The sequence below is a fragment of the Tissierella sp. QWL-11 genome (assembly GCF_058683765.1).
The window spans coordinates 746,037-761,904 of record NZ_CM178750.1 but is presented as its reverse complement, the minus strand read 5'-3'; the positions used below and the strand labels follow the sequence as shown (position 1 = coordinate 761,904).

Below are 15,868 nucleotides of genomic sequence, written 5' to 3'. Positions count from 1 at the left end.
CTGTATTAAAAATGTATTTTGTATGTTTTGACTAAATTTATTTTTCTGTTAATATGTTGTATATTACCTTATCTAAATTTTCATCTGGATAATTCTACTTGATGATTTAATATATTGTAAACTTTTGGTTCATTTTTATTTTACTATATTTATAAATATTTCTAACTCCAGAACCTAGTTAATACATCCTCCTAAAATTTTTCTATATTTTCTTTTTTATTTACTGCACATTAAAGAAAAATAGTCTTCAATTTGGAAAATTATTTGTATTAGTTTATAATTATGTTATACATTAAACTAAGGAAGGAGCTTTTATGATAGATATACTTTTAATTCTAGTATTACAATTAGTATATGTTCCAATCTTAACTCTTAGGACCATATTTTTAGTTAAAAACATGACTACAATAGCAGCAATTCTTGGATTTGTAGAAGCACTTATATATGTATTTGGATTGTCTCTTGTATTTAGTGGGGAACAAGGACCACTTGCAATGTTAGTATATGCTCTTGGATTTGGACTAGGTATACTTGTAGGTGGAGCTGTTGAAAATAAACTTGCAATTGGATATAACAGTTTTACAGTAAATCTTATGAATAAAAATATAGATTTAATTAACCATCTAAGAAATGAAGGATTTGGAGTTACAGTTTTTGAAGGAGAAGGCAGAGACAGCAAAAGATATAGTTTAGACATCCTTACAAAGCGAAATAGGGAAGAAGAACTTTTAGATTTGATTACCGAGTATGAACCAACTGCATTTATTGTTTCTTATGAGCCAAGAAGATTTAAAGGTGGATTCTTAGTTAGTTCAATGAAAAAGGCTAAAAAATTGAAACTACCATCTATGAAAAAAAGCAATCAAACTGAGAAGAAATAGTATGTTAATCAATTATAATAAAAGTTAACCGAAAATATAAAAGTCTTGAACCCTTTATTTCAAAGAGGTTCAAGACTTTTGTCATCTTACTCCAGCCGTAGGTTGCGGACTTCTAGCTCTTTACAGTCGCTACAAACCTTGCCAACCCTGACAGGGGTAATTCTATTCATTCCATCTACGCTAAAAGCTTGATGCAATGAGGAATTACTCCCACTCAAAGATTATAAAAATATCTTTACTTTAGAGTGTATTTTTCAATGGTTGTAGTATTTGTATTATTTGATTTATCTGTGTTTATTTAGTGTTTAGAAGTTTTTAGTACTGTTTTAGTACTACAGATTTTTATTCCTCTCTTGTTTCAAAATAAATATATGCAACTTTTAATTCACATTTATAATATATTTCTCCATCACTAAATACTCTTTTTTCAAATTTATTTTTCAAGTAATTATAGTCAAGATTATATTTCTTACTAATTTCCAATAATTCCTTGTAATTATCTTGGATATCTTCAATTAATATATTTTTATTTACTTTCATTATTTCAAGATTACAATCTATTCCCATATCGTAAAGAAGATTAACAATATGAATATATTCTTGTTTCCTTAAAATACCCTTTTTCCCTGTACTGTTAATAATACTATCATATTTACTTCTTTGCATAGTCCAAACAAATAAAACTTTCTCACTTGCTATCTCTAGCATATTATTAATAGCCTGCTTCATATCTTGTATCCTATATATACAGTTAACCCCATATATTACGTCTACTTCATATAAGCTAATATTTTCGATTTTATCTTGTACAAGTTTTATATTATTTATTTCTCCAATTTTATCTCCAAGTTTATTTAACATATCAGGAGAAAAATCAACAGCTATAATACCCTTTTGTTTCTTAGCCATGGGTATTGTAAATTGACCAGTACCTGCTCCAAATTCCAACACATTCTTATTTTCACCTATAATACTAATTATCTTATCAAGGGTTTCAGGGCAATACTGATATAATGATGGTTTATTATCATACTCTTGACTGTAATGTTTCCAAAATTCTTTTTCTACATCATCATCACATGCCCTTTTAGTACTAAACTCATCTTTAGAAACTAAAGTTTCCATCCACATTTTATTGGTATCATTTTTTAATTGTTTTATAAATAAACTATAATTCATCCTTTTCCCCCTATTAATAAAATATTGAAAACCATATCTAAACCCAAAATCAAATGATTTATTAATAGTAGTTTTTAATTTATATGTTTTATATGTTTTATATGTTTTATATGATTTTCCCTTTATCTAATCTTATCATTCTATCAGCGAATAAATTCACTACTTCTTCATCATGAGAAATAAAGAGATATGACATATAATTCTTTCTCTTTATCTCTTTTAGAAGAGATAGGATCTGAGCTTGAACAGATATATCTAATATTGAGGTAACTTCATCTAAAATAAGTACCCTTGGTTCAAGTAGTAATCCTCTTAAAATAGATAATCTTTGGATTTCTCCTCCACTAACTTGATGTGGATACCTTGTCAAAATTTTACTATCTAGCTTTAAATCATCTAGTAATTCGTCTATTTTACCCTCTTTACTTTTTACAGAGATTTTAAAATTATTTAGTGGTTCAATTATACTTTTACCCAACTTTATAGATGGATCAAAGAAAGAACCTGGATTCTGTGATATAAACTGTATTTTCTTTCTATATAGCTTAAGTTCTTTTTTATTCAATTTTGATAAATCTACCTCTTTATAAAAGATAGAACCTTTATCAGGTTTTTCTAAACCCAATATCAATCTAGCAATAGTAGTTTTACCACATCCACTCGGTCCCATTAAAGCTAAGATTTCGTTTTCTCCAAGTGTAAAGTTCACTTCATCTAATACTAAATTTTCACTAGAATTGACTCCACTACAATACTTCTTACTAATATTTATTAATTTAATCATAGAGAAAGCACCTAACCTTTCTACCTGATATATTGTATAAATTAGGTTTTTCTAATTTACATCTTTCTGTAGCATATTTACATCTATTGAAAAATCTACAACCTGCTATATCTTCTGTTGGTGATAAGGCTTTTCCTAAAATAGGCTTCATACCATTTTCAGGTAAAGATTTTAAAAAATCAATAGTATATGGATGCATAGGCTTTTCTATAATATTTTCTCCAATTTCAATTACTTCACCACTATACATAACTATAAGTTCGTCACAAAAATCTTTAACTAAAATTATATCATGAGTTATAATAAGCATAGATTCTATCCCTTGATTTTTTATCTGATTAAACACTTTAATAACATCTTTTTGAACCTTTTTATCTAACCCTTTTGTAGGTTCGTCAGCTATTATCCAGTCAGGATTACTAGCTATAGATATTGCAGTCAAAACTCTCTGTTGCATCCCACCACTTAATTGAAATGGATATGAATTTAAAACTCTTTCAACGTCTTCAAATCCAAACATCCCAATTAACTCTCTAGATTTATTGTAAATATCATTCTTTTTATTATAAATTAGTCTTAATGATTCTTTAATTTGTTGTTTTACTTTTCTTATAGGATTTAAAGACTCACCTGGATTTTGTGGAATATATCCAAAAACATTACCTAAGTATTTAGCTCTTTCTTTTTTATTTATTTTTTGAAGATTTAAGTTATCATAATAAATATTTCCATCTATAACAGCATATTTAGGTAATAACCCCAATATGCCTAAGGCTAAAACACTTTTACCACATCCTGTTTCGCCTACAATTCCAGTAACTTTATTTTTTTTTATTGTTATATCTGTGCTTCTTAATGCTTTAACCTTTTGTCCTCTTGTATTAAATTCTACCTGGAAATTTTCTAATCCTATATCAGAATTTAGATTCATATTATTTCTTCACTCCTCACATCAAAAATATCTCTCAAAAAATCTCCAATCATATTTATAGACATCAATGTAAGAAAAATAAAAAATCCCGGCACTATTATCAAATGAGGATAAGTTCTATAATACAGCCTAGCATCATTTATCATTACACTCCAGTCTGGAGAGGGTGGCTGTACTCCCAATCCCAAAAAGCTCAAAGATGCTATTGCTAATATAGCTCTTCCTGTTCTTATTACAAATAAAATTACAATATTAGGAAATATATTGGGCATTATATGTTTAAAAATAATAGATGTATCATTACTCCCTAAACAAATCATAGCTTCGATATATGGCTCTTTTTTTATTTTTAATATTTCAGTTCTGATTATTCTAGAAAATCCTGCCCAAGAGCTTATACTAAGTGCCAATATTAAGTTTTTAATATTAGGACCCAAAACTCCCGCAATAGCTATAATAAAACACATTTGTGGTAATGCTTGAAATATATTAGTTATAGAAGTTAATAAGTAATCAATTCTTCCACCATAATATCCTGCTATAGTTCCAATTAAAGCCCCTATAGACATTGAAACTATTGTAGCTATTAAAGCTATTAGTATTGATGTTTTTGCTCCATGAATTATCCTACTTAATAAATCTCTACCTAATGCATCTGTTCCTAGCTTATGTTCTGCACTAGAAGTTTCGAGCCTTCTAGCAGAATCTTGATAATTTGGATCATAAGGTGCTATTTCATTAGCAAATATAGAGCTTAAGACTATTATCATTAAAATAGATACTGCTATTATACCTGCTATCTTTTTATTGTTTTTCATATTTAACATCTCCTATCCTAATCTTAGGATTTATAATTATAGATATTATGTCTATCATAGTTGTCACTAGCACGAAAATAAATCCAGTAATTAAAACATAAGATTGTAAATATGGGAAATCTTTAAGATAAATAGATTCTATTGCATAACTACCTAATCCCGGTAATGCAAAAATAGTTTCTATAACTGCGGACCCTCCTAGTATAGACCCCATAAAATTAGCCAATAGGGTTGATACTGGCAATATAGAATTTGGTAGTATATTTCTAATATATAAACTATATTTAGAGATACCCTTAGCTTTATGAGCTAAATAATACTGTTTCCCCATTTCTTGTATCATTGAAGATCTCATAACTCTAATAGTAGTTGCAATAGTAACAAGAGATAAAGAAAATGCTGGCATAATCATATATCTCCATCCACCATTTCCAGAAGTAGGTAATAATCTCAGAATCTCAGAAAAAATCAAAATAAATAAAAGCCCTAGCCAAAACGAAGGAAGGCTTAGCATAATATTAGTCATAAATTTAATTAAACTATCTATAGCAGTATCTTTATATATAGCCGATATAATACCTAGGCTTATGCCTAACAAACTTGTTATAGCTATGGAATATGTAGCTAACTTAAAAGTCACAGGTAATTTTCTTTTAATCATTTCTGATACGGATTCGTTATTAGAATATGACTTTCCTAAATCACCTTTAATTACACCTTTTACCCAATCAAGATATTGAAGATGCACTGGTTTATTTAATCCCAGGTCTTCTCGCCTTTCTTCTATTTGCTTTGGTGTAGGGCTAAAGTTTCCACTTCTACTCAATGATAATTCAGCTGGATCTCCTGGGCTTATTAAACCCAGAAGAAAAGCAATTATTGTTATTCCAGCTAATACTATAAAAAGAGATTTAATTCTTTCCATAATATATTTTTTCATATTACTTAGCCCATTCTATTTCAGGCAATTCTAAACCATACATTTCTGCTTTATAATTTGTCAATTTATTTGTATGTCCCATAATATTAGTATCATTAAATAAAGGGAATATTGGATAAGTTGTTGTAGATAGTTCTTGAACCTCATTATATATTTCTTCTAATTTATCAACATCTAACTCTTGATCTGCTCTTGTCATCAAACTATTTACTTCTTCATTGTTATAGCCTAAGCTATAATTCCCATTATGATCACCTGAAACTAGCATAAATCTTCTAAATATTGTAGATGGTTCTCCATTTGAAAGACCTTGTTGTAGTCTTGCAAATCCAAAATCTCCTTCTTTTAACTTTTCTCGTATAACTGAATATTCCATAGGCTGTATCTTAACATCTATACCTATCTCGGCTAACCAAGGTGCTATTAATTCTGCTTCAGTCTTTTGCGTTGGAGCATTCCCATTTATATAATAAACTGTCTCTAGTCTTTCTTCTCCAAGAACTTCCTTTGCTAATTTTTTAGCTTTTTCCATATCCTCTTCAACTGAAAAGTCTTTATAAAAAGGAGTTGAATAATTTAATATATTAGTCGTCGGAGATCCATAGCCAAAGTAAACTACATCTACTATCTCTTGACGATTTAAAGCCAAGCTTATGGCTTCTTTTAATCTAAGATCATTAAATGGTTCTTTTTCACCATTAATAACCAAAAATCTTATCATGGTAGAGCCAGTAGTAACTACTGAAAATTTATCATCCTTCTTTAGTTCTTCAGCTAAAGCAGGTGTTAATGAATCTAAGTCCAATGTTCCATGAATCTCTCCTGCTTTTAAAGCAGAATACCTAGTATCTACATCTGGAATCGATCTTATTTTTAAGGATTTTGCTCTTGCCTTTTCTCCCCAATATTCTTCATTTCTTTCTAGCATTACAAAGTCGTCTTTCTTGTTTTCAGTGATTTTAAAAGGGCCTGTCCCAATTGCAATTCCATTGAAATTTCCTTCTTCATCAAAGTTTTCTGGACTATATATCGGACTTCCAAAATTAACCATTCTATATAGTTGTGTTGGTTTAGGTTCTTCAAAGACTAACTTAAACTCATAGTCTCCAGTTTTCTCATAAGAAACTAATCCAGGATAGTGTGAGTCTATATCTAGTGGATAGTAAGAAGAAGGCTTTACTCCTATACTCATTCTATCAAAGTTAGCTATAACAGCATCTGCATTAAAGTCTTGTCCATCATGAAACTTTACGCCTTCCCTTAGTTTAAATGTCCATTCCTTTCCATCATCTGACATTTTCCATTCTTCCGCTAAAGATGGTACAGGTTCTCCATTTTTTCCTTGTCTTATAAGTGGTTCCCAAACATATAAAATAGAACTACAATAATATCCATCCTCTTCTCCTGGTGCTAAATGTCTTTTACCTCCTAAGACAATTGTCTCGTCTTTCTCTACTGCTTCTTCGCTGTTAGTTTCTTGTATGTCTTCATTATTACTCTGGCATCCTACCAATGCCAAAGAAAATATTAATGAAAAAACTAAGAAAATTCTTAAACCTCTCTTGTTTAAATTGTTTAGCATATAATTCCTCCATTATAGTATTTGAATTATAAATAAACAATATAAAACCAACTCCTCTGGATCGGAAGAGTTTGGTTATATATAGGTACTCAGACTTAGTCTTACGACATCACTGTAGCGTCACTGTGAAGGATTTTCACCTTACTTCCCCTTTTTAGTCTATTTATTTTTCTCAATCCATTATATAATGAATTGATATAAAGAGCAACATATTTAAAAACAAAGATAGTTATCATCAGAATGATATCTCCTGCTAGTCCTATATCTAAAACTCAATGATTATAGGAATATTTTCATTCTAGATTTGTATTTTTCAATGGTTGTAGTATTTGTATTATTTGATTTATCTGTGTCTATTTGGTGTTTAGAAGTTTTTAGTATTGTTTTAGTACTATAGAATGTAACCTGTGATTTACCCTATGTAGTAGGATATAGGATAGTTAAAATTTTTCTAAAATATTTTCCACATAATAATTAATACCTTCTTTTGAATCAATACTAATAATTTTATGAGCACTAATAATATAGTCCTCTCTAGACAGAGTTTCATCAATTAATTTAATTATATCAATAACATAATTCTCATTTGCTTTTATATTCAATGTTTTATATAATTGATTTCCTGTCTCAGACAACATATAAATACCAAAATCAATATCTTTATATTCTTTGTTTTTCCCCTTAATTATACCTAAAACTTCGGAATTATATATTTTACAATCTATATCACTATTTACTTTTGTTTTTAATGATAGTCCATTTGATTTAACCAACCCACATTCTTCTAATAATAAAATACTTAATAAATGTTATATTATATTTATTAAGTATTTTATTGTTGTTATAAATGCAAATATCATTATTTATTGTAACAATAAATTCACATAATCTTTCAAATCTTTTAGCCTCATCAGCAGAAATATTACGTAATGCTTCTAATGTTCTAAGGCTATATGTTGTAGGTTGTCTAACTTCTCCAGCTAGTATTTTTCCCCATAATTCTTGCATTTCTTGATTACTAATATCTTCTATAGAATTCATAAATCTTAAAATCCAATCTGTATCAACACTCTCTTCTGAAACTTCTTCCTCTTCTTCAAGTTCAGAATAAGCATATCCTATTACAGTTTCTATATTTTGTTGTTTTTGTATTTCTTGAAAAATGAATCTTTCTCCTGTTCTCTTAAGTAATTCTTCAACATTAGAAGAATCAATTTCAATTTCACCATCTTTATAACTGATGGGAAGATCAATATTCTCATTAACTGCACCGCTAATCATTTTTAATTCTTCAGATTTAGCTTTTGCTATCCTTTTTATATTTGTAGGTTCATATATTTTCCCCACTCCCCTAGAGACACTTTCTATCAATTTACATAATGGACCCGATAACCCCATAATAGGTCAGATATTTCTACACCTCTTACTCCAGACATTTACATCCTCCTTATCCAATATAGTTATAATTAATATGACTTATATTTTTTCATTTTAATGTATTTATCTCTTAAATATTCATATATATTATATCATGATAAAGCTTAATCCTTAGGTTAAAACTCTATTGATACAAATCAAAACATCAATATTAATTTTTTATAAATTGAACTCATCGAAATTTTGGAGTAGTTCAACTTATTAATAGCAAATAATTATGCTAGTTCAAAGTATAAGTTGTCCCTGGTCCCCTTCCTAATTTTCTAATTAAGTTTTTATCTGTAAGGTTATTAATAACTCTAAGTGTTCTTGACTTGTTGAATCCAGATTTGTCATCTAATTCTCCTCTAGATAACTCTATCTCATCCTTTAATATATTATAAATTAAAATTTCATCTTCTGATAAATTAGACTCATCTATTTCTATAACTGGTAAAATTATTTTTATATTATTTTCACTAATTTCAAATTTCGGCTTAGAAATACTTTGCCTATATTCCTCTATTATTCTCATTACTCCAGTTCCAAATTGTTCTATGAAATTCAATCTATAAAATACTCCTGCTATAATAGGATTTCTTAATATAGATATATTTCCATTTAAATATTCTTCTTTTGATATTCCAATTGGTAACCCTCCTGGTGAATTTATTTCTATTCTATCTTTATGCATAGAAATCTGTATATGAGCTTTGATATCCCAAACTCTATGCACTATTGCATTAGCTAAGGATTCTCTAAAAGCTTCTCTAGGTATTAATTCTTTTCTTATACGTTTATATCCTTCAATTTGTTCATATTGATAATATCTTTCAAATATTTCTATCGTCTCATCATATTGTAATAATAGTGATTTGTTATTTAAAGTCTCCCTATATAAAATCTGATTGATATCTTTTCCAAATCTAACTATATCAATACCTGAAAACTCAATATAATTTTTATCAGCTAACAATTCACCAGCGATATTATAATATCCGTCTTTATTATATAAGTTCAAAGTTTTTAATATATCTAAACTTAGTTTGTCTATTCCAACTATATTTTTAAGTTTTGTTTCTAATACTTTAAAATTCAAATTTTGATTTGATGCTTTATTTTCTTCGTAATCTATATTTATTCCTTCCATTACTAGCCTATTTAACTCTAATCTATCTACTTCTAAAGTTGAAGTGTTTGATCTTTTATAAGCTTTACTTTTATAATAATACGGTGTATATTTTCCTTTATATATTTTTAAGATTATAATATTCTTTCCTTCCCAGTCTTTTATTTCTAATTTATAATCAGGTACAGGATCCAAAGAATCATTTATCATATTTTCTATTTTTAAACATTCCTCATCTGTAACATCTAATCCTATTACATCTCCATAATCACTAATTCCAAATATTATCTTGCCATTATTATAGTTAGCAAATGCACTAACCGTTTTTAAAAAGGTTTTTGATATTTTTTCTTTAAATTCTAAATCATATTTTTCTCTTTCAAACATAATTTCACCTCTTTTTATCTTTATATATATTCTAACATCATTTCCATAGGTTTGCAACGATAATACTATCGTTGCAGTTATCGTTACAAATAAATCTAAATATGTATTTATCGTTGCATAACGATTGAATCGATATATCTGCTTAAAGAAAAAGATTTTAATTGACTCGAATTCAAGGCAATTAAAATCTTTTTGGAATCAAAATTACTATAGTACCAAAATAGCACTATTATATAATCTAAATATAGATAATATAAAGAAGAGGAATAATCACCCTCTTCTAGAATAATAGGTAATACTCAGAATAACTGAGAATAACTTTTGAAATTACTCCCACTCTTCATTTTATATAGTCAGCTATATGCAAAAACTTTCAATTTAGCCATTGTCTATCAGTTCATTTGTGTTCTATCCGTCTAATTTAGATGTATTTATACTTAACTTTACCCGTTCCAGTCCCAGTTCCGGTGAAAAATTTTACTATTTTATATTAAGTCATATAGTTATAAAAACATTGCTTGATCCTATACAGCAATTTATCAATGCGTAAAATTGTATATCTATGTTTCACGATACAGAACTATATCTCATATTAAATATTTCCATAAGTAAATCTTTTAAAAACTCTTTATTATCTTCAATTTTATCTACTATTAAAAGGATTGCTTGGAATTAATTCAATATCTTGAAGCTTATATTATAAAGATATTCTTTTTATTGTATCATCCATTTATAACTTCATCTAATTTATTGTTTATGAACACATTAAATTTTTGTTCTTTAATGGTTTTTAGAACTTGGCTCGGCAAAATTTCGTTTTCATTAATAGCCTTTATTATAATATCATATGCCTCACTCACTAATTTTTCATTTATATCTTTTATTTCTATACTTTTTATAGATTTAAAATTATAATATCTATCTTTATTAAGCAATGATATAGTTACATATACTAGGTGGTGTATAAAGTTAGCTTTTTCAAAACTATTATCCATTATATTTATTTTACCTTTATTTAATGAAATGACTCTTTCATATATTTGATAGGCTACCAAGTATCTATTATAGTCTTGGTTATTGTTTTCTACATCAAAGATTTTATCATATTTATCATCCTTTAATAATTTCCCTGGATTATTTCTTGTATAAGCTGGATCTTTATAATAAATTGTGTAAACATATTTTGCCAAATCAAATAAAGTTATTATGTCTTTTTTAGGATATTTTCTGTTTGTATAATACTTATCCTTTCTTTGATAATATTTATTATTTTCTTTGAAAAATAGTTCTATATTTTTTTGCACTTCATCATTAGCCCTTATATCCTTATCTCTTATTTCATTTTGCCTGTTTGTTGCTATAGTTATATCTAATTCTTTACCTTCAAGCTCAGGATCTATCTTTATTATTTTTATAAATATATCTCTTGCTTCATTATCTAATCTTTCTTTGTTTTCATTGAAAAAATTAAAAATAGAGTATGATGTTTGCAATCCATTAACAATCTGTGGATTAGTGATCAATATTTTTTTTGCAGATGTAGATTCTTTTATATCTTCAGCAATAATAGTTATGCCATTATTTAACCACCAGAATTGCATCGAATAATTATTTTCTGAAAGTGTTTTAAGAATATCCTTATTTACGCTTGACTTTCCTTTGTAATCCCTAATGTTCGATTCAAAAAGTTTTGTATTTATATCATCATTTTCTGATGTTATAAAGTCATAATATTGTCTTATTGGTATCAATGCAATAACTGCCTCTGTTTCATCTGTATTTTCATTAACTTCCGCAACATACTTTTCAATCTTTTTAAAGTTATATTCAAATTCACGGCCTTTAGATAATTCATTATAAATATCTGAAATGCTTTTTATTGAAATGTTTGTTTTAGATATATAATCCAGATCTTGAGTTTTTTCTCTTAACGTGTCAAACCTGCTCCATAAATCACTAGCATCTTTAAGTTGATATTTATCAAAAAATCCAAAGTAATAAAAATTAAGTTTAAATTTTCCTTTCGGTAGAATCTTATCACTTATCTTATTAAATAAATCAATATTATCCTTTACCTCTTGATTATAATGAGAAATGTTCTTACCATTAAAGAAATTTTCACTCAATTCTATGAGTTTATTAGGAACGTTAGAATCTATTTTACCACTTTCTTTCATCTGTAAAAAATGAATATCTATTATATCTTTATCTTCAATATCTAATATATCTTCTTCCGTTAATAATATTTTTTTATTAGCAGTGAAAAATAAATAATCTACACCTCCGTCACCATAAGCATCTGTACATATCCTGCTTATATCAAAATTAGCACTTATTTCATCAAAAAATACATCAAATACTAATTCATCAAAACTATTATTATATATATCTTCCATACTCTTTTTAACGGCATTTAGTATTATCTTTGTACCTTCTATTTTATTACTATTTGTTTTTCCCATTATTTCCTCCTTGCTATCTCATTAGATAATAATTTAGCATATAATAAATAATTCATTATCCTACTTTTTTGGGATAAATAATATTTCTTATTAAGTTAAAGGCTGAGCACTGTTTTTTAAAATAACCAATCCCCTTAACTAGCATATCTTTGACTTCCCATCATTGCGTCTTCTAGTAAATGTGTAAATACTACTTCTGATTTTCTAGTAAATATATCCCTACTATAGCTTTCAGGTAGAAAATCATCTAATATTTTCTCAACTCTTAGTTTAACCTTTCTCCTAGGTTGTTCATCTTTATACCAGTCTACAACTTTTGTTTCACTATCTTCTCTCATAATAGCCTCATATAGTTTTTTAGCTGATAATTTCACTTGTTCTTCTTCTTTTTTAGTTAAATTGTCTTTCCTTAATAAATCATATAGCTCTAATTCTTCTTCTGTTAAACCTTCTTTGATATTTCTTTCATCTTCTTCTTTTAAGTCATCTACAAAGTCTATTAGATCTTCATAGTAATTTTCATTACTGGAGTTACCTGAATTATATCTATCTATTATGGCTTTATATCTTTCAGAGAAAGATATTCTTGTCTTGTTTTCTTGTAATAGTTTTTCAAGTTTTTCTTCTATAAAGCTTCTAAGCTCTTGTATCTCGATATTTTTATATGGTGACCCTTGTATTTTTCTTTTTATATCTTCTGTATTTATTTCTGCAAGACTTATAGTCTTCATAGACTTTATTCCGTATTCTTGGGCTTTACTCTCTTCATGTACAGAAGAAGCCTTCACACTTAAATCTAAAGTTTTATCTAGTTCTATTTTAGCCCTATCTATATTTATTTCTCTAACAGATGCTTTAAACATATCATCTAAATAAAATATAACTGTTAAATACTTATTATTCCAATTTCTTTCAAATACTTCTGGTTTGCTTGCTTCATATATATTTCTACATAAATTAGTATAGACTTTAAATTCTTCTTTGTAATCATCTTTATCTAGTAATATATTTAAATATTCTTCAAACAAAGATATTCTTGAAAAGGCTTGATCTATCTCTAATATCCTATCAAAATCTATACTAAGCTTCTTGCAAAACTTATAAGTTTCATCTATGGTTTGATCCAATAACTCTAGCATAGCTTCTATATCTTTAACAGGCATTTCATCTTCATTATCTGGACTTGCATAGTCACCAAGGGCTCTCTTCATAGATTTAAATAGGTTTAGATAGTCTACTATTAGACCTGAACTTTTTCCTGGATATACCCTGTTTACTCTTGCTATAGCTTGCATTAGGGTATGTCCCTTCATAGGCTTGTCTAGGTACAAGGTAGATACGCTAGGTGCATCAAAGCCCGTTAACCACATTGCACATATAAATACTAGTGATAGGGGATGATTGGGATCTTTAAAATTATCTTCTATATCATGGCCATTTTCATCTATATGATTTATTCTTTCCCTATGCTTCTTAATATCCAATCCATACTTAGTAAATCTTTCTTCATCGTCATCTTGACTTATAACTACTGCCATCTCTACATTTTTCATATAGTCTATTTTTTTCTTTATATCCGCCTTTTCTTTTTTTGAACTATTTGCTGATCTTTCTTCGTACAATTCTTTTAATTTTTTATCCCAATAGTATTGTACTTTTTCATACATTTTTACAGCAGTAAATTTATCAACAGAAACAACCATAGCCTTACCTAAATAACCTCTACTTGGAAAGTGATCAACTATATCTTTTGCTAGCTTATCAAGCCTTTCGTCTCTTTTTAAAACTTCATTTGTCCTTGCATAGTCTCTTTCTAGTTTTTCTTGCTCTTCAGCTGTTAGGTTTTCTTTTTCTATTATCTCTAAGTAGTCATCGTCTAAATCAGTATTTACAAGCTCTACTTCTGGAACCCTCCTAGAATAATATAGAGGAACAGTAGACCCATCTTCAATAGATCTTGCAAAGTTATATTCAGATACATAGTCTCCAAACCATTGATTTGTTAGTCTCTTTGAACCTAGGAGTGGAGTACCTGTAAAGGCTATATACTGGGCGTTTGGAATCCCTGTTCTCATATTTTGTGCTAAATCTTTGTACTGAGTTCTATGGGCCTCATCTACTATAACCACAATATCATCTCGCTTAGATAATATAGGATATTTTTTTCCTTTATCGTAACCAAATTTATGAATTAGGGTAAAGACAAAGGCCTTATTTGTCTTTAGGTCTTCTCTTAACTCTTTACTGTTTCTAGGCTGGGCAGACTCTTCTTCTGTAATTATCTCTGTCCTCAAAAAATTCTTATAAAGCTGACCGTCTAAGTCTATCCTGTCCGTAACAAGTAAAAAGGTAAAATTTCCGGAAACTTTTCTGTTTACCTTATTAACATACATTCCCATAGAATATGATTTACCACTACCTTGGGTATGCCAAAATACTCCTAGCTTGCCATCTAGTTCTTTTCTATTTTTAAAGTTTTCAACTGCCTTATTGACTCCTAAGTATTGGTGGTTTTTTCCTATAATCTTTTCTCTTTTATTTTCATATAGGATAAAGTTTTCAATATAATCTAATAATTCATCATGGGAAAACAATCCATCTATTAGGTATTCTATACTTGTCCCATCTTTTCTAATTTCTTCTCTATCTACTTTATCTTCTTCCCTTAGTCTTAGCCATTCAAAAAAGTGTTCATAGCCAGCTGTAAAACTTCCTATTCTAGTTTCAACTCCATTAGATAGGACGCAGAATTGATTAAAGGAAAACAGTTGTGGAATATCTCTTATATAGTCCTTTAGATTTTTGTCATAGGATGTTTTTAACTTTATATCAGAGTTTTTAAGTTCTATAAAGACAAGAGGAAGGCCATTTACAAAGAGAATTAGGTCTGGTCTCCTAAAATAAAGCTCTCCTCTTATCCACATTTGAGAAACTACAGTAAAGTCATTTCTATAAGGATTATTAAAAGCAATTATCCGAACAATATCTTGTTTTTTCTTTCCATCTTTTTCATATTCTACTCTTATTCCATCTTTAATCATTTTATAGTTTTCATAGTTGATATCTTTTATATCTTTGTTTGTTGAATATAGTCTAAGGTCTTCTACTATTTCTTGTAATATATTGTCAGGTATCTGTGGATTTATAGCTTTTAAAGATTTAAATAAAATTTCTGGTAAGATAATTTCTTTTACATTTCTTCTTCCTGTCCCATCTTTAATAGTATCTAAAATATTTTCTTTAGAATCTACAAGATCTTTTGAAACAAATGCATTTATATGATTGTAGTCTTTATTAGAAGTTAATCTTTCTATACAGGCCTTTTCTATAATATCTTCGGTTAAAACTTTAGCCACATA

The 15,868-nt window shown here is 28.1% G+C and carries 12 protein-coding genes and 1 riboswitch; of the genes, 1 reads left to right on the top strand and 11 read right to left on the bottom strand.

What is annotated here, in order from left to right; genetic code table 11:
* The first annotated feature begins 314 nt into the window (after positions 1-314).
* Positions 315-881, top strand: a complete 567-nt coding sequence (locus tag AC4PG3_RS03700) for a DUF2179 domain-containing protein (protein ID WP_492197725.1) — start codon at positions 315-317, stop codon at positions 879-881.
* Positions 882-1,223: 342 nt separating this feature from the next.
* Here AC4PG3_RS03700 and AC4PG3_RS03695 read toward each other — a convergent pair whose 3' ends face one another.
* From AC4PG3_RS03695 to AC4PG3_RS03645, 11 genes are all read right to left on the bottom strand, one after another.
* Entirely contained in the window at positions 1,224-2,060 is an 837-nt protein-coding gene (locus AC4PG3_RS03695) for a class I SAM-dependent methyltransferase (protein WP_492197724.1), read from the bottom strand.
* A 106-nt stretch (positions 2,061-2,166) separates the two neighbouring features.
* Positions 2,167-2,844, bottom strand: a complete 678-nt coding sequence (locus AC4PG3_RS03690; protein WP_492197723.1) for an ABC transporter ATP-binding protein — start codon at positions 2,842-2,844, stop codon at positions 2,167-2,169.
* Positions 2,837-3,775 carry an ABC transporter ATP-binding protein gene (locus AC4PG3_RS03685; RefSeq protein ID WP_492197722.1) on the bottom strand — a complete coding sequence of 313 codons (939 nt, stop codon included), beginning with the start codon at positions 3,773-3,775 and terminating at the stop codon, positions 2,837-2,839. Before AC4PG3_RS03685 ends, AC4PG3_RS03690 begins: the two co-directional genes overlap by 8 nt.
* Entirely contained in the window at positions 3,772-4,593 is an 822-nt protein-coding gene (locus AC4PG3_RS03680) for an ABC transporter permease (protein ID WP_492197721.1), read from the bottom strand. The genes AC4PG3_RS03685 and AC4PG3_RS03680 overlap by 4 nt, the downstream gene beginning before the upstream one ends.
* On the bottom strand, positions 4,580-5,533 hold the full coding sequence (locus AC4PG3_RS03675; RefSeq protein WP_492197720.1) for an ABC transporter permease: 954 nt from the start codon (positions 5,531-5,533) through the stop codon (positions 4,580-4,582). The genes AC4PG3_RS03680 and AC4PG3_RS03675 overlap by 14 nt, the downstream gene beginning before the upstream one ends.
* 1 nt (position 5,534) lies before the next feature.
* A complete protein-coding gene (locus AC4PG3_RS03670; protein WP_492197719.1) occupies positions 5,535-7,115 on the bottom strand; it encodes an ABC transporter substrate-binding protein in 1,581 nt (526 codons plus the stop codon).
* Positions 7,116-7,157: 42 nt separating this feature from the next.
* A riboswitch (adenosylcobalamin (AdoCbl) riboswitch) is annotated at positions 7,158-7,279 on the bottom strand.
* A gap of 276 nt (positions 7,280-7,555) precedes the next feature.
* On the bottom strand, positions 7,556-7,888 hold the full coding sequence (locus AC4PG3_RS03665; RefSeq protein ID WP_492197718.1) for a hypothetical protein: 333 nt from the start codon (positions 7,886-7,888) through the stop codon (positions 7,556-7,558).
* The gene (locus AC4PG3_RS03660; RefSeq protein WP_492197717.1) at positions 7,881-8,462 is read right to left on the bottom strand and encodes a DUF2806 domain-containing protein; all 582 of its coding nucleotides are present in this window, start codon (positions 8,460-8,462) and stop codon (positions 7,881-7,883) included. The genes AC4PG3_RS03665 and AC4PG3_RS03660 overlap by 8 nt, the downstream gene beginning before the upstream one ends.
* Positions 8,463-8,772: 310 nt before the next feature.
* Positions 8,773-10,047, bottom strand: a complete 1,275-nt coding sequence (locus tag AC4PG3_RS03655; protein ID WP_492197716.1) for an RNA-binding domain-containing protein — start codon at positions 10,045-10,047, stop codon at positions 8,773-8,775.
* A gap of 722 nt (positions 10,048-10,769) precedes the next feature.
* Entirely contained in the window at positions 10,770-12,509 is a 1,740-nt protein-coding gene (locus tag AC4PG3_RS03650) for an AIPR family protein (protein ID WP_492197715.1), read from the bottom strand.
* Positions 12,510-12,643: 134 nt separating this feature from the next.
* Entirely contained in the window at positions 12,644-15,865 is a 3,222-nt protein-coding gene (locus tag AC4PG3_RS03645; RefSeq protein WP_492197714.1) for a type I restriction endonuclease subunit R, read from the bottom strand.
* Between the last annotated feature and the right edge of the window lie 3 nt (positions 15,866-15,868).

Bases quoted from the DNA above. Each gene is read 5' to 3' on its own strand.
- AC4PG3_RS03685 (WP_492197722.1), bottom strand. From the start codon at position 3,775: ATGAATCTAAATTCTGATATAGGATTAGAAAATTTCCAGGTAGAATTT.
- AC4PG3_RS03680 (WP_492197721.1), bottom strand. From the start codon at position 4,593: ATGAAAAACAATAAAAAGATAGCAGGTATAATAGCAGTATCTATTTTA.
- AC4PG3_RS03650 (WP_492197715.1), bottom strand. From the start codon at position 12,509: ATGGGAAAAACAAATAGTAATAAAATAGAAGGTACAAAGATAATACTA.
- AC4PG3_RS03700 (WP_492197725.1), top strand. From the start codon at position 315: ATGATAGATATACTTTTAATTCTAGTATTACAATTAGTATATGTTCCA.
- AC4PG3_RS03690 (WP_492197723.1), bottom strand. From the start codon at position 2,844: ATGATTAAATTAATAAATATTAGTAAGAAGTATTGTAGTGGAGTCAAT.
- AC4PG3_RS03695 (WP_492197724.1), bottom strand. From the start codon at position 2,060: ATGAATTATAGTTTATTTATAAAACAATTAAAAAATGATACCAATAAA.
- AC4PG3_RS03675 (WP_492197720.1), bottom strand. From the start codon at position 5,533: ATGAAAAAATATATTATGGAAAGAATTAAATCTCTTTTTATAGTATTA.
- AC4PG3_RS03670 (WP_492197719.1), bottom strand. From the start codon at position 7,115: ATGCTAAACAATTTAAACAAGAGAGGTTTAAGAATTTTCTTAGTTTTT.
- AC4PG3_RS03655 (WP_492197716.1), bottom strand. From the start codon at position 10,047: ATGTTTGAAAGAGAAAAATATGATTTAGAATTTAAAGAAAAAATATCA.